Genomic DNA, 21,976 nt, shown 5'->3' with positions numbered 1-21,976 from the left:
CCTGCGCGCACGGGAGGGCCGGCTGATGCACGCCAGCATTCTCAAATACTTCATCGAGGTGGCGAGCTGCGGCTCGGTGCGCAAGGCCTCGGAGCGGCTCTTCGTTGCGGCGAGCGCGGTCAACCGGCAGATCCACAAGCTGGAGGACGAACTGGGCGTGGAGCTGTTCGACCGCATGCCCAACGGCCTGCGCCTGAACGCGGCCGGCGAGCGCCTGCTCAAGCATGCGCAGGAGACGCTGCACCAGTACCAGGTGATGCGCACCGAGCTCGACGCGCTCAAGGGCGAGCGCACTGGCCACGTGAAGGTGGCCGCCATGGACTCGTTCTTCGAAGACCTGCTGCCCTCGGCGGTGGAAGATTTCCTGCAGGTGTTCCCGGCGGTCACGTACACCATCACCGCGGTACAGCCCATGGACGTGGCGCAGATGGTGATGTCGGGCCAGGTCGACGTGGGCATGACCTTCGTGAGCCGGCTGCCCGGCGGCGTGGCGGCGGTGGCGCTGGCCAACCTGCCGATCGGCGTGGTGATGCCGCCCGGCCATCCGCTGGCCAACCATGCGCGCGTGTCGCTGAAGGAATGCGCGCGCTATCCGTTCCTGCGCTCCAGCTCGCACCCGGTCATCAGCGCCGCGCTGTCGCCCGAGTTCGCCGCGTTCTGGGACGACATGGAGCCGGCCGCCACCTGCAATTCGACGCCCATGCTCAAGCGGCTGATCATGGCCGGCAAGGGCATCTCGTGCTTCTCGAAGATCGCCTTCATCGAAGACCTGAAGCGCGGCGACCTGATCTGGCGGCCCTTCGAGCTGCCGGCGCTCGACCAACTGCAGGTCGGCATCGTGGTGCCGTCGCAGCGGGTGCTGCCGCACGTCACGCAGAACTTCGTCGGCCGCATGGCGCGCCGGCTGACCCAACTCGAGATCGCAGCCGCCGCCGTGTGAACGCGGGTGGCGGGTGCGCCCGTTTTTCAACCCAAGGAGACACGACGACATGAACGATCTGAAGGACAAGGCGGTACTGGTCACGGGCGCGAGCACGGGCATCGGCGCGGCGGTGGCGCGCGCGCTGGGGCAGGCCGGCGCGCGGGTGGCGGTGCACTACCGCGGCAGCGCCGACGAGGCCCGCGCGGTGGCGCGCGACATCGAGGCCGCCGGCGGCCGCGCGCTGCTGGTGCAGGCCGACGTGACCGACACCGCCGCCGTCGACCGCATGGTGAAGACGGTGCATGCCGAGTTCGGGCGCATCGACGTGCTGGTCAACAACGCGGGCGGCTTCGTGAAGCGCTCGCCCATCGTGGATGCGGACGACGACTACATCGACGCGGTGTTTCGCCTCAACGCCCGCTCGGTGGTGGCGGTGAGCCGCCGCGTGATTCCGCTGATGGCGGCGAGCGGCGGCGGCGCGATCATCAACGTGACCACGCAGGCCGCGCGCACCGGCGGCGGGCCGGGCGCTGGGCTCTACGCTGCCTGCAAGGGCTTCGTCTCGACCATCACGCGCACCATGGCCAAGGAGCTGGTGAAAGAAAAGATCCGCGTCAACGCGGTGGCGCCGGGCGTGATCGAGACGCCTTTTCACGACGGGCATTCGAGCCCCGAGGTGCTGAAGAATTTTGCCAATGCGATTCCGATGGGGCGGCTGGGTACGGCGGATGAATGTGTCGGCGCCTTCCTGTTCCTGGCGAGCGAGGCGGCCAGCAGCTACGTGACCGGGCAGGTCATCGAGGTCAACGGCGGGCAGGTGATGCCCTGATGGCGCAGGCCAGCACACGCGGCGAGCCACGCTATCGCGGCATCTTTCCGGTGGCGCCCACCACCTTCACCGAGACGGGCGCGCTCGACCTCGCGAGCCAGAAGCGCTGCATCGATTTCATGATCGACTCCGGCGTGGACGGCCTGTGCATCCTCGCGAACTTCTCCGAGCAGTTCCTGCTGGCGGACGACGAGCGCGAGGTGCTCACGCGCACCGTGCTCGAGCATGTCGCGGGGCGCGTGCCGGTGATCGTGACGACCACGCACTTCTCGACCGAGGTGTGCGCGGCGCGCAGCCGGCGCGCGCAGGACATGGGCGCGGCGATGGTCATGGTGATGCCGCCTTATCACGGCGCCACCTTCCGGGTGCCGCCAGCGCAGATCGAGGCCTTCTATGCGCGGCTGTCCGATGCCATCGGCATTCCCATCATGATCCAGGACGCGCCGGCCAGCGGCACGGTGCTGCCGGTCGAACTGCTGGCGCGCATGGCGCGCGAGATCGAACAGGTGGCCTACTTCAAGATCGAGACGCCCGGTGCCGCGGCCAAGCTGCGCGCGCTGATGGAGCAGGGCGGCGACGCCATCGAAGGACCGTGGGACGGCGAGGAGGGCATCACGCTGTTCGCCGACCTCGATGCGGGCGCGACCGGCGCCATGACCGGCGGCGCCTATGCCGACGGCCTGCGGCCCATCATCGAGGCGCACCGCAAGGGCGACCGTGAAGGCGCGTTCGCGCGCTACCAGCGCTGGCTGCCGCTCATCAACCACGAGAACCGGCAGTCCGGCTTTCTCGCGGCGAAGGCGCTGATGAAGGAGGGCGGCGTGATCGATTGCGAAGCGCCGCGCCATCCGTGGCCGGCGATGCATCCGCAGACGCGGCGCGAGCTGATCGAGACCGCGCGGCGGCTCGATCCGATGGTGCTGCGCTGGGGGCGTTGAGCGCGCCCTGAAGGCTGCGTCAGCTGTGGTCGACGTAGCCGCCGACCTTGCCGCAGTGCAGGCAGCCGAAGACGAACACCGCGAAGCTGCGATCGCGCGAGGGCGTGTCGAGCAGCCATTGCCAGCCTTCGCCGGCATCGAGGTGCACCGCTTCGCAGGTCTCGCGCACGAAGTCTTCAGCCGGCTGCGACGCGAGCAGCGCGCGGTCGGCGTGCTCGATCTCTCCGAGAAAGCGGCCCGCGTCGTTGCAGTGCGCCCACCAGCGTTCCTGTTGCCAGGTGAAGAAGCTGGGCGTGCGTTGCGACACTTCTTCGACGATGCGCATGGGCAAATCGACCTCGTCCATGCCCACGCCGGCGGCGTCGTTGAATTCGCCGTCGAACTTCTTCGCGGCCGAGCCATCGGCGATGCACCACGGGCAGAAATGCGATTCGTCGGCCACGGCGTAGAAGCTGCCGCCGTAGATGTAGCCGGTGGCCTGGCCGCAGCATTGGCAGGTTTCGCCGGACGTGCGCATCACGCCCGATTCGAACGGGTCGGCGTAGTAGCGGAACACGGGTAGCGCACGCGCGGGGTCGGGCTGCACGGCCTCCGGCACGCGGGCCTGGTCGATGGCCGCCTGCAGGTCGGTGGCATAGGGCGCGGACCATTCGCCGGTGTGCGCGTCGAACAGCAGGATGTCGTCGGCGATGGTGCCGCTCGCGGGATCGCGGCGCACGAAGAGCTGCCGGTACATCGAGTAGTCGTGCGCAATGCTGATGCCGTCGCGTGGAAAGCGTTCGTTCTGAAGTGCGAGCCTTGTGTAGTGCACAACGTCTTCGGCGGTGCGCTTCATCTGCTTGCGGTCGCTGGCGTCGAAGACCGGGTGCAGCTGCCACTCGGCATCGCGTTTGCGGGGATCGCCGAAGCTGCCGCCGTTGGAGGCGGCGTAGCGGCTTCGCAGGACCGGAGGCAGGGCGGCGCCAAGTTTTTCTTCGAGGGCGCGCAGTGCGCTGTCCGGTGCGGGCGGGGGCAGGGCTTGTCGATTCATGGCGAAGAATGAAGGACCAGGTCGCAGTATGCCGAAGACCGTGCGGCCACTCGCGCGCCTTCTAGAATCGTCGAGGCATTTCTCTTCGCGGCTGCACGCAGCCCGCCCGGAGCGCAACGCTCCTTCTTTTCTTCTTTCCTTGATGCCTTTCAGATTCCGACTCGCGCTTTCCTCCTTTTTTCTTACCCTGTCCGCTGCCACCGTCTGCGCCGCATCCACGCCTCAGCTCGTGCTCGTACCCGATACCGAGAAGGCATCGGAAGCCGCGCAGGCCCCTTCGCTCGACCGCGCCATCACGGCTTTCGCGGGGCTGGCATCGGGCTCCTACTACTGGCCCGAAGGCCTGCTGGCAGAACAGTTGATCGCCGGACTGGCATCGCCGCGCCATCGTCAGCAGCAGGCGCTGCCGGGTGGCCGCCGCGTGTTGTCGTCGTACCGCCTGCCGAACGGCGGCAGCGAGCGTTCCGCCGTGCTGGTGGATGACCGCAATGGCGAGGTGCTGGCTGCCGCGCTGGCGCACCGCGAATGCGGCGTGAACTCGGCTTCCAAGGGGTGCCGCGATGACCAGCACGCGGTGCTGTCGATCTTCCTGCGCCCCGGCATCGACCGCGCACAGGCGCAGCCGCTGGTCGAATGGAGCGGCAAGGTGCCGAAGGAAGACCTGGACTCCGGCGAGGAAGAGAAGTTCGAGAAGACCGAATACACGACCATGGACGCCGCGCACACCAAGGCCCTGCCGGTCGCGCGACCGAAGGGCTTTTCGGCCGCCGTGCCGCTCTACCCCAGGGCGGTGGTCTACCGCACCGCGCAGGACGCCCTGAGCGATGCAAAGGCCAAGCGCGTGCTGCGCCTGCAGACCGTCGACAGCGTGGCGCAGGTGCTCGCGTTCTACAAGAAGCTGTCGCCGCCGCTCGAGGGCATGCAGTCGGAAGTGGACGAGCGCTCGGGTTACGTGCTCGGCAGCCTCAAGGGCATTGCCTTCTCCGTCAACGCCAAGGTGCCGCGCGACATGCCGGCCATCACCAACATCGAAATCGAGATCGCCGAATGAGCGTGCTGAATTCAACGAAGAACACCCTGGCGTTGCTGCTGCTTGCCTGCACGCTCATCGCCCCGGTGCATGCGGCGCCCGTCACGACCGAGCTGCCTCCACCCCGGCTGAAGCTCAGCGAGCAGCCGAAGATCCGCGGCGCCGTGATTGCGATGGTCGGCTATGCGCGCGGCAGCTACACCGAGGGCGACACGCTCATCGCCGCGCAGGTACTGGACGGCATGCGCTCGCGCTTCGACATCACGCGCACCGTGTGGCCCGACGGGCGCACGGTGATCGCGTCGGTGAGCGGCGAAGGCCACGGCGAGGAACGCTCGGCGCTGCTGCTCGACGGCGACGGGAGCCTGCTGGCGCTGGGGCTGGTCAATGGCCACTGCCGCGCGTCCACCGAGCGCGACAAGCCCAAGGTGTGCAACCCCGACCCGCAGGCCGTGCTGACGATCTTCCATCCCGCCGACGCCAAGCCGTCGGATGCCGAACCGCTGATCGCCTGGGCCAGGACGCTGCCCTCGTATCACGCGCTGATGGCGGAAAGCGACGATCCGGCGGAAGCCGCGGCCGCGCAGAAGATCGCGAGCGTCGAATACGTCGCGGGTCAGCCGACTGCGCCGGGCTGGCGCGACGCGCAGTTGCCGCCAGGCTTTCCGGCCTCGCTGAAGCCGCTGCTGGTGCAGACGGGGGAAGTGAACAGCACCGCCAGTGCCGGCAAGGTCGTGATACCCAAGGGCTTGGCCGGCAAGCCCATGTACACCGACCGCGAGAACGCCCGGCTCAAGGGCGCCCGCTGGCCCGATGCCGAAGTGACGCTGCGCAGCTACGCGGCATTCGACGACCTGCTCGCCACTTATCGTGAACTGGCCAAGGGCGCGAGCCTGGAAGCCGGCGACAGCGAGCGCGAGGTCGTGTTCAGCGGCACCGACGGTGCGGGCCGCTACACCGTGCGGCTGCGCGATGCGAAGGAGACCGGCGTGTTCATCACGGTGTCGAGCTGGAAGCGCAAGTGACGATGCGAAGCCAGGGCCAGCGCGACTGGTAGTCGCGCGCCTTCACGGCGAACATTTCCGGCATCGGCAGCAGCGGGTTCATTCGCAGGATGCCGGCAGACAAGTCGCCGAGCCCGTCAGGCGCGTAGAGCGAGCCGTCGGCCAGGTCGATGCCCACGCGGGTGCAGGCGATGAGGTAGCGGTCGATGCCGTCGCGCGCGGACCGCAGGCGCGGGTAGTGCGCCTTGAAGCGCTGCTCGTACCAGAGGTGCACGCGCGCCTGGTTCTTGACCTCGACGGTCGCGCCCAGGTCGGCGACGGCTTCGTTCACGCGGCGGATGACGGCGTCTTCAGCTTCCCACGACAGGTCGCTGTCGTCGAAGTAGAAGACGTCGTAGTCCTTCACGCCCCAGCCCGGCGGCCGGCCGGCCGTGTGGTTCCATGCGGCCTGGAAGAGGCAGCCGGCGGTGAGAAAGCCTTGGGGAAGCGCAAGTGCCGGCAAGCGCGCCATCAGTGCGGCATTGACCGGGTCCCGCATCGCCTCGGCGATCAGTGCTTCGGGGCTCACGGCTTGCGCTTGCCGAACAGGTGCTGCCACCAGAAACGCTTTTTGCGTACCTTGTAGAAGCGATAGATCGGTTCGATTTTCGTGGCCCAGGGGCAGACGCCGAAGCGTTGTTCCAATGCCTCGAAAAGGATTTGCTGCGTCAGCCCGTACTCGGAGACATCGGCGGGAGGATTCTCGAGATAGAAGATGCGCTGGCGTTCCTCGGGTGGGCAGTCGTCGTCTTCCAGGTACGACGGTGCGTCGAGCCAGCGGCTCTCGATGGCCGTTGGCGTTCCGTACTCGATCAACGGGGGCAGCCGCGGCTGCGCCATGGTCTGCAGTCTGGAACGTGTGCGCATGCCGTTGTCGATGAAGGCATAGCCGAAGCTGCCGCCCGAGGCGTAATGGCAGAACACCATGAAAGATTCGGGTGCACCAAGGCGCGCATGAAGTGCGGCGACGTCGCTGCGCGTGTCTTCGAGGTGCGGCCACGCGATGGCGCCGTTGCAGATGAAGATCGCGCCGTCGAAGTTCTGGACCATGATGTCGCTCGCATTGCGGATGTCGAACTGGCCGATGTCCGGGTGCGGTATCTCTTCGACGGGATTGCCCACGACCTGAGCCACGAAGGCCTTCAGGTTCCCGATTTTTCGGGCGGGCCGGAATGCGATGCCTGCTTGCGCCACTCCCATGACGAAGCCTCCTCTTCTGGCCGCTGTGGCGGCTCTGGGTATAGGGTGTGGCCCGGCGCTGGCGCCGGGCCGGGACTAAAACAACGTGATCAGCCGATCTCGGCGATCAGCTCGATTTCCACGCAGGCGCCCATCGGGATCTGCGCCACGCCGAAGGCGCTGCGGGCATGCGCGCCCTTTTCGGGGCCGAAGACTTCGGCGAAGAATTCGCTCGCGCCGTTGGTCACCAGATGCTGTTCGGTGAAGGTGCCGACCGAGTTCACGAGGCTCATGACCTTGACGATGCGCTTGACCTTGTTCAGGTCGCCCACGGCGGCGTGCAGCGTGCCCAGCAGGTCGATGGCGATGGCGCGTGCGGCCTGCTTGCCTTCTTCGGTGCCGATGTTGGCGCCCAGTTGGCCGGCCCATACCTTGCCGTCCTTCTTGGCGATATGGCCCGAGAGGAACACGAGGTTGCCGGTCTGCACGAAGGGCACGTAGGCGGCGGCGGGGGCGGCGACCGGGGGCAGGGTGATGCCGAGGCTGGAAAGTTTGTCGTAAACGCTCATGGAGACTCCTTGTCTTGGGATTGCGATTGTGTCTGTGTTTGCGGAACCGCCTCGAGCACTTCCCCCACCGGCTGCACGGTCACGCCGACCCTCAGCGTGTGCCTTGCGCCGCCATGGAGTACGCCGCGCATCGGCGACACGTCGGAGTAGTCGCGGCCGATGGCCAGCGTGACGTAGTCCTCGCCGGGCTGGCGGCCGTTGGTGGGGTCGAAGTCGGCCCAGCCGCCGGCACTGTTGCCCTCGCCGGGCAGGTACACCGACACCCAGGCGTGCGACGCGTCGGCGCCCACCAGCCGGGGCTGGCCGGGCGGCGGCTGCGTGAGCAGGTAGCCGCTCACGTAACGCGCCGGCAGGCCCATGGTGCGAAAGCACGCGATCATGATGTGGGCGAAGTCCTGGCACACGCCCTTGCGCTGCGCGAGGGCTTCCACGGCGGGCGTATTGATCTCTGTGCTGTCGGCGTCGTAGGCGAAGTCCTCGTACATGCGCTCGGTGAGGTCCATCGCCACGTCGAAGGCGGGACGGCCGGGTACGAAACTGGCGCGCGCGTAGGCGGTGAAGTCGTCGTGCCGGGGCACGTAGGGCGACGGAAAGACGAACTCCGAGGCGGCGTCGAAGGTGGCGTCCTTGCGGAAGCGGAAGCGCTCGCGCACCGACTCCCACGGAAGCTCGCGCGCCACGGCCGGCGGCAGCACGGGCACCGAGGTCTCGACCACGCTCTCGGCGGTGACGACCAGCTTGTCGTGCGTGGCCTCGAGCGCGAAGAAGGCGCGCGTGTTGCCGTACAGGTCGGCCTGCTCGCTGCGCTGCGCGGGCGGCGGGTCGATGGAGAGCTTGTGGCTCACCAGGCGCTGCGAGTCGGTGGCCAGCGGCTTCAGGTGGGCCAGGTGCTGTGCCGTCTCTACCGGCGGTGCGTATTCGTAGCGGGTTTCGTGGGTGACGTGCAGCAGCATGGCGTTCGCCCCTGGCTCGTTGGCTACTTGCCCGCTTACTTCGACTCGGCGCCGAAGTGCGAGGCGTAGATCTTGGCGTAGGTGCCGTCGGTGCGAATCGCTTCGAGGCCCTGGTTGATCTTGGCGAGCAATTCGGCGTTGCCCTTCTTCACGGCAATGCCGTACTTCTCGACCGGGAAGCTCGCGTCGCTCACCGTCTTGAAGCCGCCTGCCGCGTTGTTCGCGAGGTAGTGCACGATCACGCCGTTGTCGGCCACCACGGCCTGCACGCCGCCGGCTTCCAGCTCCTTGAGTGCGAGCGGGGTCGACTCGAAGCGCTTGATGGCGGTGCTCGACTTGCCCAGCAGCTTGCCCACGACTTCGTCGCCGGTGGTGCCGTTCTGCACGCCGACCTTCAGGTTCTTGATGTCCTCGAACTTGGCGACCGGCGAATCGCTCTTGACGGCGATCAGTTGCTTGGCGTCGAAGTACGGCTGCGAGAAGTCCATGGTTTGGCGGCGCTCGTCGGTGATGGTGATGGCCGACACCAGCAGGTCGCGGTCGCCCTGGTCGAGCGAATTGAAGATGCCTTCCCACGGCGTGTTGACGAACTTGACCTCGAGCCCGGCCTTCTGCGCGACCGCCTTCACCACGTCGATGTCGAAGCCCACCACGTCGCCCTTGTCGTTCTGCGATTCGAAGGGTGTGTAGGCGGCGTCGGTGCCGACCACGAGCACGCGCGCGGCGGCCGGCGGAGGCGGTGCGCTGGCGGAGGCGGCGGGCGCGGCTGCTTCCTGCTTGCCGCAGCCGGCGATGGCCAGGGCCGTGAGCAGCGCGGCGGTAGTGAGTGCGAAGCGGCGGTTGATGATGTTGCTGAGCATGGATGTCTCCTGGATTTATCGGGAAACGCCGCGGAACCGGCTTTGCCGGGCCGCAGGCGTTGCCCCCGGTGAGGGGGAGTGCGAAGCGACACGAAGTGCGCGAAGCATGGGGGAGAGCCAGTTCACGCGCCGACCGAGCGCAGCGATTCCGAAGTGAGCGTGAAGTAGCGCGTGCCGATGGCGTCGGACACGTGATACGCGGCCGATTCGCAGTTGGCGAGCAGCTCGACCAGCGCTGGATAGTTGGCGTCCGGTCCCGCCGCGCAGAGGTGTTCGAGCGTCCAGCTGGCCGGGTCGGGCAGCTCGTAAGACAGGGCCGTGAGCTTGCCCGGCGCGCTGCCGGCCAGCCGCGCGATGCGCCCGCGCAGCGTCTGCGTGACCCAGGCGAGCGAGCGCGGGTTCTCGGCGTCGAGCACCAGCAGGTCGACCATGGTGGCGACGTCGCGGCGCTGCTGGTAGCGCGCATGGAAGGTGATGGTGCTGTCGAACAGCGCCACCATCGCCTCGAAGCCGCTGACCTCGTGCACCGCGCCGTTCTCGAAGCCGGCCTGCAGCGCGTTCGCCAAAAAGCCCAGGCGCTCGATGTGCCGGCCGATCGACAGCAGCCGCCAGGCGTCGTCGCGCGTCATGCGGTCGGTCTGCGCGCCGGTCATGGCGGCCAGCGCGGTGCTGGCGGATTCGAGCGCGCGCAGCGCGGCGCTGCTGGCGAAGCTGCCTTCGCCCGCCTGCTCGGCGGCGCGGCGCAGGAAGTCGGTTTCGGCGCGAACGATCTGGTTCCAGTTGTCCTGCGACAGCCGCTCGCGCACCGCGGCCGCGGCCTGCCGTATGCACCTGAGGCTGAAGCCGACGCTGCCGCCGCGCTCGACGTCGCCCAGCTCGGCAATCAGCGCGCGCTCGAACACGCGGCGCGACTTGGGCGCGCTCGGCACCTCGGCCGGCACCAGCGCATTGCGCAGCGCCACGCGGTGCAGCCATTCGAGCAGCGGGCGCGACGACTGGTCTTCGCCGCCCAGCAGGTTGAGCGTGAGGCGCGCCATGCGCACCGCGTTCTCGGCGCGCTCGGTGTAGCGGCCGAGCCAGAACATGTTCTCGGCGGCGCGGCTGGTCACGGGCGCGCGGTGCCGCGCCAGCGAGGCCGGCGTGGCGTGCGGCTGCAGCAGCGTGGTGCGGTCGACTTCGCCGTGGGTCTGCACCCACACGTCGGCGCTGCTGCCGCCGCGCTGCATGGAGGCGATCTGCGCATCGGGCCCCGCGAGCCGCGCCAGGCCGCCGGGCAGCACGCGCCACGACTGCGCGCCGTCGCTCACCGCGAACACGCGCAGCATCACAGCGCGCGGCGCGATGTGGCCCGGGCCCATGTCGTTGGCCCAGGTGGGCATCTGCGACAACGGCTGGTAGCCCTGCACGGTGTGGACGTCGCCCTCGCGCACGATGCGGCCGGCCCATTCGTCGAGTTCGCGCCGGCCGAGCTGGCTGCCGAGCACCGCGTCGAAACTGGCGCGGCCGTCGAAGCCGGGGTAGGTTGGCTTGATGGCGCAGTCGCCCAGCTGCGGCAGCACGGCCTCGAGCGCGGCGCGCTCGCCGCACCACCAAGTGGGCAGCGCGGGCAGCTTGAGCTTCTCGCCGATCAGGCGGCGCGCCAGCCCCGGCAGGAAGCCGAGCAGCGCCGGCGATTCCAGGAAGGCCGAGCCCGGCATGTTGGCCACGAGCACGTTGCCGGCGCGAATGGCCTGCAGCAGGCCGGGCACGCCGAGCGTGGAGTCGGGCCGCAGCTCCAGCGGGTCGAGGAACTGGTCGTCCAGCCGCTTGATGAGGCCGTGCACCGGGCGCAGGCCCTGCAGCGTCTTGAGGTAGAGCCGCTGGTCGCGCACGGTGAGGTCGCTGCCCTCGACCAGCGTGATGCCCAGGTAGCGCGCGAGGTAGGCGTGCTCGAAGTAGGTTTCGTTGTACGGGCCGGGCGTGAGCAGCGCGATGTGCGGCGGCACGCCGGCCGGGCACATGCGCTGCAGGCCTTCCATCATGGCGCTGTAGGTGGCGGCCAGGCGCTGCACCTGCAGGGCCTCGAAGGCCTGCGGAAACTGCCGCGTGATGGCCAGGCGGTTTTCCAGCAGGTAGCCCAGGCCCGAGGGCGCCTGCGTGCGCTGCGACACCACCCACCAGTTGCCGTCGGGGCCGCGCGCGAGGTCGAAGGCGGTGATGTGCAGCCAGGTGTCGCCCGGCGGCTTCACGCCGTGCAGGGCGCGCAGGTAGCCGGGGTGGCCGCGCACCAGCGCCGGCGGAATGAGCCCTTCGGCCAGCAGCTGCTGCGGGCCGTAGACGTCGGCCATCACCCGGTCGAGCACGCGCACGCGCTGCAGCACGCCGGCCTCGATCTGGCTCCAGCTCTCGGGCGAGACGATCAGCGGGAACAGGTCGAGCGACCAGGGCCGCTGCGGACCGTTGGCGTCGGCGTAGACGTTGTAGGTGACGCCGTTGTCGCGGATCTGCCGCTCCAGGCTGACGGCGCGCCGGGGCAGGTCGTTGAAGCCGCCCGGGCCGAGCTGCTCGAAGAAGTCGTGCCAGGCGGGCGTGAGCGGCGGTTGCTCGCCGGAAGGCGCCGGGGACTGCGATTGAGACTGCGACTGGGATTGCGAAGGCGCGAGCCGCTGTTCCGCCGTGGCGTCGTACAGCAGCGGGGCCTGCGGGGTGGCGGGCGCTGTCGAGCCTGCCGCCGCCGGGCGCTGGGCCGCGACCGGCGTGGCCTGCCCACGCAATTCATCGAAGTGTCCGGGTTGGGCGGCCGGGGCGAGCGCCGACGCCAGGGCCGCTGGAAATTCCAGTGCCTGGGCGCCGAACAGGGATTCGTTCAAGGGTTCCACAGGAGGGGGATTGTCACACCGCCGTCACGGCATGGCCGCTCCGGCAGTGTGGTAGGCGTCCCCTTCAGCGCCGCAGGTCGAGCGTGAACGGAAACTCGCGGCTGCCCGGCAGCTCGATGGTGGCCGGCGGCGTGCGCATGAGTCCGGGCGTGTGGCCGGTGCGCGTGAAGCGCGAATGGCGGCGGCTCTCGGCCTCGTAGGCGTTGACGGGGAAGGTGTCGTAGTTGCGCCCGCCCGGGTGGGCGACGAAATACTGGCAGCCGCCCAGCGAACGCTTCATCCAGGTGTCGACCAGGTCGAAGGTCAGGGGCGCATGGGCCTTGATGCTGGGGTGCAGCGCCGAGGGCGGGTTCCAGGCCTTGTAGCGCACGCCGGCCACGAATTCGCCCGTCACGCCGGTGGGTTGCAGCGGCAGCACCTTGCCGTTGACGGTGACGACATGGCGGCTTTCGTTCAGCCCGGTCACGCGCACTTCGATGCGCTCGAGCGACGAATCGACATAGCGCACTGTGCCGCCGGCCGAGCCTTCCTCGCCCATCACGTGCCAGGGCTCCAGCGCGTTGCGCAGCGACAGTTCCACGCCCATGGCCTGCATCTGGCCGACCAGCGGGAAGCGGAACTCGAAGTGCGGCGCGAACCAGTCGGGATCGAAGGCGAAGCCGGCCTGGCGCATCTCGCTGATGACGTCGTCGAAGTCCATCTTGACGAAGGTCGGCAGCAGGAAGCGGTCGTGCAGCTCGGTGCCCCAGCGGGTGACGGGCGCCTTGTAGGGCTCGTCCCAGAAGCGGGCCACCAGCGCGCGGATGAGCAGCTGCTGCGCGATGCTCATGCGCGCATGCGGCGGCATCTCGAAGGCGCGCAGCTCCAGCAGGCCGAGTCGGCCGGTGCTGGAGTCGGGCGAATACAGCTTGTCGATGCAGAACTCGCTGCGGTGCGTGTTGCCCGACACGTCGATCAGGATGTTGCGCAGCGTGCGATCGACCAGCCACGCGGGCATGTTCTGGCCGTAGATCTCGCGGTTCTTCGCGATTTCCTTCAGGGCAATTTCAAGCTCGTAGACCTGGTCGTTGCGGGCCTCGTCCACGCGCGGCGCCTGGCTGGTCGGGCCGATGAACATGCCCGAGAAAAGGTAGCTCAGCGACGGATGGTTGTGCCAATAGAGCAGCAGGCTGGCCAGCAGCTCGGGCCGGCGCAGGAAGGGGCTGTCGGCGGGCGTGGCGCCGCCCATCACGAAGTGGTTGCCGCCGCCGGTGCCGGTGTGGCGCCCGTCGGTCATGAACTTCTCGGCCGACAGGCGGGTCTCGAATGCGGCGTTGTAGAGGAACTCGGTGTGGGCGACCAGTTCCTTCCAGTTGTGGGCCGGGTGGATGTTGACTTCGATCACGCCGGGGTCGGGCGTGACGGCCAGCATCTTCAGGCGCGGATCGCGCGGCGGCGGATAGCCTTCCATCACGATGCGCACGCCCAGGTCGCGCGCGGTGGCCTCCACGGCGGCAACGAGGTCGAGGTAGTCCTCCAGCCGCGCGAGCGGCGGCATGAAGACATAGAGCACGCCGGAGGCATTGCCCTTCTTCTCGGCCGCGGGGCCGTTGGCGCGGCGCGGGTCGCGCACTTCGACGCACAGCGCGGTGCGCGTGACCCAGTGGGCGGATTCGCCGCGCAACGGCTGGCGGGTGGCGGACCGGTCGGCCGCACCGTCGGCTGCTGTGGCTGCCGCATCGCCTTCACCGGCACTGCCCGGCGACTGCATGCGCAGCGAGGCGGGCACCACCGGCGGCGTGCCGAAGGCATAGGGCACGTCGCCGAGGCTGGCGCCCGTGCCGTTCGCGCCGCCGTTGCCCGGGGCGGAGACGGCATAGCGTGCGCGGTAGTCGGCCGCGCTGGGCAATGCGCCGCGCGGCGCCGTCGGGTCGCGCTCGATCAGGTAGGGGTAGTCGCCCTTGCTGGCCCAAGGCTGCGAGTCGAGCGGCAGGCGGTAGCCCATGGGCGAATCGCCGGGGATCAGGTAGAGCCGGTCGTCGCGCAGGAACCAGGGGCCGGTCTTCCAGGCCGGGCCTGCCAGCGCGGGCGCGTCGCCGTTCGCATTGCCGGGCTCGATGGGCAGCATGTAGCCGATCACCGCATCGAGCTTCTGCGTGAACACGCGGCGCAGGCGCACGCGTTCGAGTTCGTCGTCGAGCTTCGAGTCGAAAGGGTCGACGTTCACCGGCAGGCGGCGTTCGCGCCAGAGGTAGTAGTAGATGTCTTCGTAGCCGGGCTGGATGTAGCGCTCGGTCAGGCCCAGCTTGTGCGCCAGCACGGTGGTGAAGCGGCGCGCGTCTTCGCTGGTGTAGTGGGTGGGAAAGCGTTCGTCCGCGAACAGGTCGGGGTCGTGCCACAGCGTCTGGCCGTCGGCGCGCCAGAAGATCGACAGTGCCCAGCGCGGCAGTTGCTCGCCCGGATACCACTTGCCCTGGCCGAAATGCAGGAAGCCGCCCTTACCGTATTCGGCGCGCAGCTTGTGAACGAGTTCGGTGGCGTAGCCGCGCTTGGTGGGGCCGAGGGCGTCGGTGTTCCATTCGGGCGCGTCGCGGTCGCTGGTGGCCACGTAGGTCGGCTCGCCGCCCATCGTGAGCCGCACGTCGCCGGCCTTCAGGCGCGCATCGACGGCGTCGCCGAGGGTCAGCACCTCGGCCCATTGCTCTTCGGTGTAGGGCTTGGTGACGCGCGGCGATTCGTAGATGCGCGTGACCTTCATCTCATGGCCGAACTCGACCTCGGATTCATCCACGCCGCCCTCGATGGGCGCGGCGCTCGATGGCGTGGGCGTGCAGGCCAGCGGGATGTGGCCTTCGCCGGCCAAGAGGCCCGAAGTGGCGTCGAGGCCGATCCAGCCCGCGCCCGGCAGGAACACCTCGCACCAGGCGTGCAGGTCGGTGAAGTCGACCGTGGTGCCGCTCGGGCCGTCGAGCGCCTTCACGTCGGGGGTGAGCTGGATCAGGTAACCCGAGACGAAACGCGCGGCCAGCCCGCAGTGGCGCAGCAGCTGAACCAGCAGCCAGCCCGAGTCGCGGCAGGAGCCGCTGCCGTTGGTCAGCGTTTCTTCCGGCGTCTGCACGCCGGGCTCCATGCGGATCAGGTAGTTGACGTCTTTCTGGACCTGCTGGTTGATGCCGACCAGGAAGTCGATGGTGCGCTGTTCCTTGCGGTCGACCTTGTCCAGGTAGGCCTCCAGCAGCGGCGTGACCGGATCGGCCACGAGGTAGGGCGCAAGCTCTTCGGCCTGCGAGGCCGTGTACTTGAAGGGGAAGTTCTCGGCCTGCGGCTCGAGGAAGAAGTCGAAGGGGTTGTAGACCGCCATCTCGACCACGAGGTCGACCGTGACCTTGAACTCGCGTGTCTTCTCGGGGAACACCAGCCGCGCCTGGTAGTTGGCGAACGGGTCCTGCATCCAGTTGACGAAGTGCTCGGCGGGCTCGACCCGCAGCGAATACGAGATGACGTTGCTGCGGCAATGCGGCGCGGGACGCAAGCGCACGACCTGGGGGCCCAGCTGCACCAGGCGGTCGTACTTGTAGTGGGTGACGTGGTGGAGAGCGGCGTGAATGGACATGCGTTTTTGTGTGCAGTACTGGCAGATTGCATCGAAAAGATGTCTCTGGTGAGACGCATACTAGCCGAGATGCTTAGCAATTAACGCGCCACTGAGCGTGAGTTTGGGAGGGTTTGCATCATGTGTTCGGACGTACTTTCGTGACGCGATTTCGCGCGTCGGGCCGTGCCGCGGGCGGCTCACTGGGCTTCGTTGCGTTGGCCGGATCGCTGCTTGGCGCGGCCCTGCAATTGCAGCAGCCGGCGCTCTGGCCCGCATGGGTCTATGCCGCCCTGCTGCTGGTGGCCATCGCGTGGCTCTGGCGATGGCCTTCTTTCTTCGACAGGCGCCTGTGGGCCATGACGCTCGCACTGCTGTGCGGAGCCATGGCAGGTGCGGGGCTCGCGGGGTGGCGTGCGGTGGTCCATGCGGGTGGCGCGCTGGCGCCGGCGGTCGAGGGGCGCGACCTCGTTGTCACCGGTGTCGTCGCGGAGATGCCGCAGCGCAACGAGGCTGGAACACGGTTCCGTCTCGATGTCGAATCCGCGCGCTGGGCCGACGCGTCCGTCGCCGAGCCATTGGCGGTTCCCGACCGAATCGCCCTCGGCTGGTACGCGGAGAACACCGGCCTGTGGGGCCGATCTTCCGGCGGCAAGGCCGCGTCCGCGAACCCGGTCGGCCCCTTGCATGCCGGCGAGCGATGGCGGCTTGCCGTGCGCCTGAAGGCGCCGCACGGCAACGTCAATCCCTTCGGCTTCGACGGCGAGCTGTGGGCCTGGGAGCAGGGCATTCAGGCCAACGGCTATGTGCGCGCCGGCACGCGGGATGCCGTGCCCGAGCGCATCGCCGTCACTTGGCTGCATCCGGTCGAGCGTGCGCGCGAAGCCGTGCGCGACGCGATCTTCGAGCGCGTGCCCGACCGCGCGCGGGCCGGCGTGATCGCGGCGCTGGTCACGGGCGACCAGCAGGCCATCGACCGGGCGGGCTGGGACGTGTTCCGTGCCACCGGCGTGGCGCACCTGATGTCGATCTCGGGTCTTCACGTCACCATGTTTGCGTGGCTGGCGTCGCGTGTCGTGGGCTGGCTGTGGCGGCGCAGCCCGCGACTGATGCTGGGCCTTCCTGCGCAGCAGGCCGCGCTGGTCGGCGGTGTGCTGCTGGCCGGGCTCTATGCGCTCTTCAGCGGCTGGGGCGTGCCCTCGCAGCGCACGGTGTGGATGCTCGCGACGGTCGCGGTGCTGCGGCTCACCGGCAGGCGCTGGCCGTGGCCGCATGTGTGGCTGCTGACGGCGGCGGTGGTTGTGGCGCTCGATCCGTGGGCGCTGATGCAGGCCGGCTTCTGGCTCAGCTTCGTGGCGGTGGGCGTGCTGTTCGCCACCGATGCGTCGGTGCCCGGCGAGCCGCGCGCGGGGGCTTCGTCGCGCCTGCTGGGCTTCTTTCGCGAGCAGTGGGTCATCACGCTGGCGCTTGCGCCGCTGAGCCTGCTGCTGTTCCAGCAGGTGTCGCTGGTCGGCCTGCTGGCCAATGCGGTCGCGATTCCGTGGGTCACGCTGGTCGTCACGCCGCTGGCGATGTTGGGCGTGGCCTTCGCGCCGCTGTGGGATGCGGCCGCCTGGGCCGTGCATGTGCTTTCGGTGTTGCTGCAGTGGTGCGCCGGTCTGCCGCTTGCCACGCTGTCGATGGCCACTCCGCCCTGGTGGATGGCTGCTTGCGGCGTGGGCGGCGGTGCTCTGCTCGCGATGCGCCTGCCGTGGTCGTTGCGCGCCGTCGGCGTGCCGTTCCTGCTGCCGGTGCTGCTGTGGCAGGCGCCGCGTCCGGCAACAGGGGAGTTCGAATTGCTGGCCGCCGACATCGGGCAGGGCAACGCGGTGCTGGTTCGCACCGCCACGCACAGCCTGCTGTACGACACCGGCCCGCGCTACAGCCTGGAAAGCGATGCCGGGCATCGCGTGCTCGTGCCGCTGCTGCGTGCCTACGGAGAGCGCCTCGACATGCTGGTGCTGAGCCACCGCGACACCGACCATACGGGCGGTGCACAGGCGGTGCTGGCGATGCAGGCGCAAGCGGAATTGCTGAGTTCGATCGAGGCCTCGCATGCGCTGCAGGCCTTGCGTCCGGCGAAACGCTGCGAAGCCGGACAACGCTGGCACTGGGACGGCGTGGACTTCGAAGTGCTGCACCCGGAGGCGGACGACTATCCGGCCTTTACCGCCAAGCCCAATGCCGTGTCGTGCGTGCTGCGCATCGGCAACGGCCGGGCCGCCGCGCTGCTGGCGGGCGACGTCGAGCGCCTGCAGGAGGCGGCGCTGATCGCGCGCACGCCGCGACTGCGCGCCGACGTGTTGCTGGTGCCCCACCACGGCAGCAAGACTTCGTCGAGCGAGACGTTCCTCGATGCCGTGCAGCCGCGCATCGCCTTGGTCCAGGCCGGCTACCGCAACCGTTTCGGCCACCCGGCGCCCGAGGTGTCGGCGCGGTACGCGGCGCACGGTGTGCGGTTGGTCGACAGCCCCCGCTGCGGCGCCGCCCACTGGCGCAGCACGCAGCCTGCCGAGGTCGCCTGCGAGCGCGAGCGCCATGCCCGCTACTGGCGGCATCGCCTGCCTGAGCGCGCCGAAATCGTGAACTAGTTGTCAAAATAAACTAAAAGTATTCATTTTTGAGGTCGCGCCAGCAGGCCTCCGATGCGTTGTATGGTCCTGAAACAACGCAAAGGGAATGCCATGCACGATCGCAGCAGCTTCCGGCGGGGCCGGCTTTTCGGGCCCGCGCCATGACGACCGCCGTCCCGACCATCACCAGCGCGAGCGCGGCGTCCACGTCCGGCGCGCGGCTCAAGACCCACCGCGAGGGTCCGGTGCTGGTGCTGACCATCAGCAACCCGGCCGCGCGCAATGCGCTCGACCCCTCGGTCTACCGCGCGGCGGCCAAGGCGCTGCGGGCCACCTCCGGCTTTCGCACGGTGCGCGCCATCGTGCTGTGCGGGGAGGGCGAGCACTTCAGCGGCGGCGGCGACCTGCGGCGGGTGGCGCGGCAACGAAGGCTGCCGGCGGCCGAGCAGCACGGCCACCTGGAGGCGCTGCACGAATGGATCATGGCGATCCAGGAGGCGCCCCAGCCCGTGATCGCGGCGGTCGAGGGCGCGGCGGTGGCGGGAGGTTTTTCGCTCTGCCTGGCCTGCGACCTGATCGTGGCGGCGGAAGACGCCAAGTTCGCTATGTCTTACGTCAATGTCGGCCTCACGCCAGACGGCGGCGGCTCCGATTCGCTGGTGCGTTCCCTGCCGTCGCAGGCCGCCCTGGAGATGCTGCTCGACGGCACGCCCTGCAGCGCGAAGCGGTTGCACGACTGGGGCGTGGTCAACAAGGTGGTGCCGCACGGCACGGCCTGCGCCACGGCGCTCGAATGGGCGCAGCAGTTGTCGCGCGGGCCGTTCGAGGTGCAGGCGCGCATCAAGCAGCTCGTGCATTCGGCGCGGGGCCGCAGCCGGCGCGAGCAGCTCGACGCCGAGCGCGAGTCTTCCGTTGCTAGCCTCTACGGCGACGAGAGCGCGGAGCGCATCAAGGAATTTCTCTCGCCGCGCAAGAAGCAGAAGCCGCCGGCCGAAAGCACCGTGCAATAGCCAGGAAAAAAAGCACTTCGACCCGTCTCCGGGCTTCGCATAAGGGGTTCTACTGGCCTCGAACTTGCTAAGCTATGGTTCAAGGAGATTGGTCGTTCCATGCACAAATTCGACGAGATGTATGAGCAGTTGCCCTATGCGGGGGCTGCGATCCGACAGCATTACAAGCGCTACGACCAATGGCTCGCGAAGCAACCCGGTGAGGTGATGCGTTCGCGGCGCGAAGAGGCGGAAATGATTTTCCGCCGGGTCGGTATCACCTTTGCCGTCTACGGCGCGAAGGACGAAGACGGTTCCGGCACCGAGCGGCTCATCCCGTTCGACCTGCTGCCCCGCATCATCCCCGCCCACGAGTGGGACAGCATGGAAAAGGGGCTGGTGCAGCGCGTCACGGCGCTCAACCGCTTCCTGCATGACGTCTACCACGACCAGGAAATCATCAAGGCCGGCATCATCCCGGCCGAGCAGATCCTGAACAACGCGCAGTTCCGCCCCGAGATGATGGGCGTCAACGTGCCGCACAACGTCTACTCGAACATCTCGGGCATCGACATCGTCCGCGCCCCGGATGCCCAGGGCAACGGCGAGTACTACGTGCTCGAAGACAACCTGCGCGTGCCCAGCGGCGTGAGCTACATGCTGGAAAACCGCAAGATGATGATGCGGCTCTTCCCGGAGCTGTTCAACCAGAACCGAATCGCCCCGGTCGCGCATTACCCCGACCTGCTGCTCGAGACGCTTCGCGCCAGCGCGCCGCCGGCCACGGCCGAGCCCACGGTGGTGGTGCTCACGCCCGGCATGTACAACAGCGCCTACTTCGAGCATGCCTTCCTCGCCCAGCAGATGGGCGTGGAGCTGGTCGAGGGGCAGGACCTGTTCGTCAAGGACAACTTCGTCTACATGCGCACCACGCGCGGCCCCAAGCGCGTGGACGTCATCTACCGCCGCGTAGACGACGACTTCCTCGACCCCGAGGTGTTCCGCCCCACGTCCACGCTGGGCTGCGCGGGCCTGATGCGCGCCTACCGCGAAGGCAACGTCGTCATCTGCAATGCGGTGGGCACCGGCGTGGCCGACGACAAGTCGATCTACCCCTACGTGCCGAAGATGGTGGAGTTCTACCTCGGCGAAAAGCCGATCCTGAAGAACGTGCCCACCTACATGTGCCGCAACAAGGACGAGCTGCAATACACGCTCGACAACATGAAGGACCTGGTCGTCAAGGAAGTGCACGGCGCCGGCGGCTACGGCATGCTGATCGGCCCGGCCGCCACGCAGGCCGAGATCGAGGATTTCAAGAAGGCCGTGATCGCCAAGCCCGACGGCTACATCGCCCAGCCCACGCTGAGCCTGTCGACCTCGCCCACCTTCGTGGACGCCGGCATCGCCCCGCGCCACATCGACCTGCGGCCCTTCGTGCTCTCGGGCAGCGAGGTGCAGATGGTGCCCGGCGGCCTCACGCGCGTGGCGCTGAAGGAAGGCTCGCTGGTGGTCAATTCGTCGCAGGGCGGCGGCACCAAGGACACCTGGATTCTCGAAGCCGACCGCGCACCCAAGCCCAAGGCGGCGCCCGCGCAGTCGCAAAGCCAATCGCTGTAGGAGCACGACGAAGATGCTGTCACGTACCGCCGACCATCTCTACTGGATGTCCCGCTACACCGAGCGCGCCGAGAACACGGCGCGCATGCTGGACGTCAACTACCAGACCTCGCTGCTGCCGCAGTCCGCCGAAGTGGCCAAGTACGGCTGGCAGGGCGTGCTCTCCATCAGCGAGCTGCTGCCCTGGTACAACCAGAAGTACGACCAGATCGCGCCCAAGGAAGTGATGGAGTTCATGGTCAAGGACGAGAGCAATGCCTCGTCGATCGTCTCCTGCCTGAAGGCCGCGCGCGAGAACGCACGCGCCGTGCGCGGCGCGCTCACCACCGAAGCCTGGGAAACGCAGAACACCACCTGGCTCGAAGTGAACCGCATGCTGCGCTCGGGCGACTTCGAGCGCGACCCCGGCCAGTTCTTCGAGTGGGTCAAGTTTCGCTCGCACCTGTCGCGCGGCGTCACGCTCGGCACCATGCTGCAGGACGAGGCCTTCTACTTCTCGCGCCTGGGTACTTTCCTCGAGCGTGCCGACAACACCGCGCGACTGGTCGACGTGAAGTTCCACGCGCTCAACAGCGAGTTCTTCGGCGCCGCCACCGAGGAAGATCAGGAGTACGACTTCTATCACTGGAGCGCCATTCTTCGCAGCGTCTCGGCCTTCGAGGTCTACCGCAAGGTGTACCGCGACGTCATCAAGCCCGAGCGCGTGGCCGAGCTGTTGATTCTTCGCGCCGACATGCCGCGCTCGCTGCATGCGAGCCTGGTCGAGGTGGTCAACAACCTCGCGAAGGTGCAGAACGAACAGAGCGCTGAAACCCAGCGCCGCGCCGGCAAGCTGCTGGCCGACCTGCAATACGCGCGGGTCGACGAGATCCTCGCGACCGGGCTGCATGCCTACCTCACGCAGTTTCTCGACCGGGTGAACGAACTGGGCGGGCGCATCAGCCAGGACTTCCTGGTCCCGGCGCACTGACCT

17 protein-coding genes are annotated in these 21,976 nt (G+C 68.3%); 9 read left to right on the top strand and 8 right to left on the bottom strand.

Annotation, left to right across the window (positions count from 1 at the left end; genetic code table 11):
* Nucleotides 1–25: 25 nt before the first annotated feature.
* The 3 genes from L3V85_RS23390 to L3V85_RS23380 are packed head-to-tail and all read left to right on the top strand — an operon-like array spanning nucleotide 26 to nucleotide 2,689.
* Nucleotides 26–940 carry a LysR family transcriptional regulator gene (locus L3V85_RS23390; RefSeq protein WP_198087999.1) on the top strand — a complete coding sequence of 305 codons (915 nt, stop codon included), beginning with the start codon at nucleotides 26–28 and terminating at the stop codon, nucleotides 938–940.
* 49 nt (nucleotides 941–989) lie between these two features.
* On the top strand, nucleotides 990–1,751 hold the full coding sequence (locus L3V85_RS23385; protein ID WP_237675083.1) for an SDR family NAD(P)-dependent oxidoreductase: 762 nt from the start codon (nucleotides 990–992) through the stop codon (nucleotides 1,749–1,751).
* Nucleotides 1,751–2,689: a dihydrodipicolinate synthase family protein gene (locus L3V85_RS23380; RefSeq protein ID WP_237675082.1), complete on the top strand. Its 939-nt coding sequence runs from the start codon at nucleotides 1,751–1,753 to the stop codon at nucleotides 2,687–2,689. Before L3V85_RS23385 ends, L3V85_RS23380 begins: the two co-directional genes overlap by 1 nt.
* Nucleotides 2,690–2,708: 19 nt before the next feature.
* On the opposite strand, the gene L3V85_RS23375 is transcribed toward L3V85_RS23380, so the two are convergent.
* Nucleotides 2,709–3,719: a CbrC family protein gene (locus L3V85_RS23375; RefSeq protein ID WP_237675081.1), complete on the bottom strand. Its 1,011-nt coding sequence runs from the start codon at nucleotides 3,717–3,719 to the stop codon at nucleotides 2,709–2,711.
* Between the two features lie 229 nt (nucleotides 3,720–3,948).
* On the opposite strand from L3V85_RS23375, the gene L3V85_RS23370 reads away from it, so the two are divergent.
* Nucleotides 3,949–4,770, top strand: coding sequence for a hypothetical protein (locus L3V85_RS23370; RefSeq protein WP_237675080.1), 822 nt, complete (start codon nucleotides 3,949–3,951; stop codon nucleotides 4,768–4,770).
* Nucleotides 4,767–5,774: a hypothetical protein gene (locus L3V85_RS23365; RefSeq protein ID WP_237675079.1), complete on the top strand. Its 1,008-nt coding sequence runs from the start codon at nucleotides 4,767–4,769 to the stop codon at nucleotides 5,772–5,774. The genes L3V85_RS23370 and L3V85_RS23365 overlap by 4 nt, the downstream gene beginning before the upstream one ends.
* Here L3V85_RS23365 and L3V85_RS23360 read toward each other — a convergent pair.
* From L3V85_RS23360 to L3V85_RS23330, 7 genes are all read right to left on the bottom strand, one after another.
* Nucleotides 5,746–6,321 carry a nucleotidyltransferase family protein gene (locus L3V85_RS23360; RefSeq protein ID WP_237675078.1) on the bottom strand — a complete coding sequence of 192 codons (576 nt, stop codon included), beginning with the start codon at nucleotides 6,319–6,321 and terminating at the stop codon, nucleotides 5,746–5,748. The two genes, L3V85_RS23365 and L3V85_RS23360, sit on opposite strands and share 29 nt — an antisense overlap.
* The gene (locus L3V85_RS23355; protein WP_237675077.1) at nucleotides 6,318–6,992 is read right to left on the bottom strand and encodes a hypothetical protein; all 675 of its coding nucleotides are present in this window, start codon (nucleotides 6,990–6,992) and stop codon (nucleotides 6,318–6,320) included. Before L3V85_RS23355 ends, L3V85_RS23360 begins: the two co-directional genes overlap by 4 nt.
* 89 nt (nucleotides 6,993–7,081) lie before the next feature.
* Nucleotides 7,082–7,540: a RidA family protein gene (locus L3V85_RS23350; RefSeq protein ID WP_237675076.1), complete on the bottom strand. Its 459-nt coding sequence runs from the start codon at nucleotides 7,538–7,540 to the stop codon at nucleotides 7,082–7,084.
* Nucleotides 7,537–8,493, bottom strand: a complete 957-nt coding sequence (locus L3V85_RS23345) for a transglutaminase family protein (protein WP_237675075.1) — start codon at nucleotides 8,491–8,493, stop codon at nucleotides 7,537–7,539. The genes L3V85_RS23350 and L3V85_RS23345 overlap by 4 nt, the downstream gene beginning before the upstream one ends.
* A gap of 35 nt (nucleotides 8,494–8,528) precedes the next feature.
* Nucleotides 8,529–9,353 carry a basic amino acid ABC transporter substrate-binding protein gene (locus tag L3V85_RS23340; RefSeq protein ID WP_237675074.1) on the bottom strand — a complete coding sequence of 275 codons (825 nt, stop codon included), beginning with the start codon at nucleotides 9,351–9,353 and terminating at the stop codon, nucleotides 8,529–8,531.
* A gap of 122 nt (nucleotides 9,354–9,475) precedes the next feature.
* Nucleotides 9,476–12,211, bottom strand: a complete 2,736-nt coding sequence (locus L3V85_RS23335) for a circularly permuted type 2 ATP-grasp protein (RefSeq protein WP_237675073.1) — start codon at nucleotides 12,209–12,211, stop codon at nucleotides 9,476–9,478.
* Nucleotides 12,212–12,275: 64 nt separating this feature from the next.
* On the bottom strand, nucleotides 12,276–15,803 hold the full coding sequence (locus L3V85_RS23330) for a DUF2126 domain-containing protein (RefSeq protein ID WP_237675072.1): 3,528 nt from the start codon (nucleotides 15,801–15,803) through the stop codon (nucleotides 12,276–12,278).
* A 140-nt stretch (nucleotides 15,804–15,943) separates the two neighbouring features.
* On the opposite strand from L3V85_RS23330, the gene L3V85_RS23325 reads away from it, so the two are divergent.
* From L3V85_RS23325 to L3V85_RS23310, 4 genes are all read left to right on the top strand, one after another.
* Entirely contained in the window at nucleotides 15,944–18,412 is a 2,469-nt protein-coding gene (locus L3V85_RS23325) for a DNA internalization-related competence protein ComEC/Rec2 (protein WP_237675071.1), read from the top strand.
* A 143-nt stretch (nucleotides 18,413–18,555) separates the two neighbouring features.
* Nucleotides 18,556–19,404: an oxepin-CoA hydrolase, alternative type gene (locus tag L3V85_RS23320; RefSeq protein ID WP_237675070.1), complete on the top strand. Its 849-nt coding sequence runs from the start codon at nucleotides 18,556–18,558 to the stop codon at nucleotides 19,402–19,404.
* A gap of 99 nt (nucleotides 19,405–19,503) precedes the next feature.
* The gene (locus tag L3V85_RS23315; protein ID WP_237675069.1) at nucleotides 19,504–21,003 is read left to right on the top strand and encodes a circularly permuted type 2 ATP-grasp protein; all 1,500 of its coding nucleotides are present in this window, start codon (nucleotides 19,504–19,506) and stop codon (nucleotides 21,001–21,003) included.
* A 13-nt stretch (nucleotides 21,004–21,016) separates the two neighbouring features.
* Nucleotides 21,017–21,973 (top strand): alpha-E domain-containing protein, encoded by a 957-nt coding sequence (locus L3V85_RS23310; protein ID WP_108139233.1) that lies wholly within the window; start codon nucleotides 21,017–21,019, stop codon nucleotides 21,971–21,973.
* Nucleotides 21,974–21,976 lie beyond the last annotated feature (3 nt).

Source organism: Variovorax paradoxus (genome assembly GCF_022009635.1).
GTDB lineage: Bacteria > Pseudomonadota > Gammaproteobacteria > Burkholderiales > Burkholderiaceae_C > Variovorax.
Note: the sequence above shows the minus strand (reverse complement) of the source record. Positions and strands in the feature narration are given on the sequence as shown.

Bases quoted from the DNA above. Each gene is read 5' to 3' on its own strand.
- L3V85_RS23390 (WP_198087999.1), top strand. From the start codon at position 26: ATGCACGCCAGCATTCTCAAATACTTCATCGAGGTGGCGAGCTGCGGC.
- L3V85_RS23385 (WP_237675083.1), top strand. From the start codon at position 990: ATGAACGATCTGAAGGACAAGGCGGTACTGGTCACGGGCGCGAGCACG.
- L3V85_RS23380 (WP_237675082.1), top strand. From the start codon at position 1,751: ATGGCGCAGGCCAGCACACGCGGCGAGCCACGCTATCGCGGCATCTTT.
- L3V85_RS23375 (WP_237675081.1), bottom strand. From the start codon at position 3,719: ATGAATCGACAAGCCCTGCCCCCGCCCGCACCGGACAGCGCACTGCGC.
- L3V85_RS23365 (WP_237675079.1), top strand. From the start codon at position 4,767: ATGAGCGTGCTGAATTCAACGAAGAACACCCTGGCGTTGCTGCTGCTT.
- L3V85_RS23355 (WP_237675077.1), bottom strand. From the start codon at position 6,992: ATGGGAGTGGCGCAAGCAGGCATCGCATTCCGGCCCGCCCGAAAAATC.
- L3V85_RS23350 (WP_237675076.1), bottom strand. From the start codon at position 7,540: ATGAGCGTTTACGACAAACTTTCCAGCCTCGGCATCACCCTGCCCCCG.
- L3V85_RS23345 (WP_237675075.1), bottom strand. From the start codon at position 8,493: ATGCTGCTGCACGTCACCCACGAAACCCGCTACGAATACGCACCGCCG.
- L3V85_RS23340 (WP_237675074.1), bottom strand. From the start codon at position 9,353: ATGCTCAGCAACATCATCAACCGCCGCTTCGCACTCACTACCGCCGCG.
- L3V85_RS23330 (WP_237675072.1), bottom strand. From the start codon at position 15,803: ATGTCCATTCACGCCGCTCTCCACCACGTCACCCACTACAAGTACGAC.
- L3V85_RS23320 (WP_237675070.1), top strand. From the start codon at position 18,556: ATGACGACCGCCGTCCCGACCATCACCAGCGCGAGCGCGGCGTCCACG.
- L3V85_RS23315 (WP_237675069.1), top strand. From the start codon at position 19,504: ATGCACAAATTCGACGAGATGTATGAGCAGTTGCCCTATGCGGGGGCT.
- L3V85_RS23310 (WP_108139233.1), top strand. From the start codon at position 21,017: ATGCTGTCACGTACCGCCGACCATCTCTACTGGATGTCCCGCTACACC.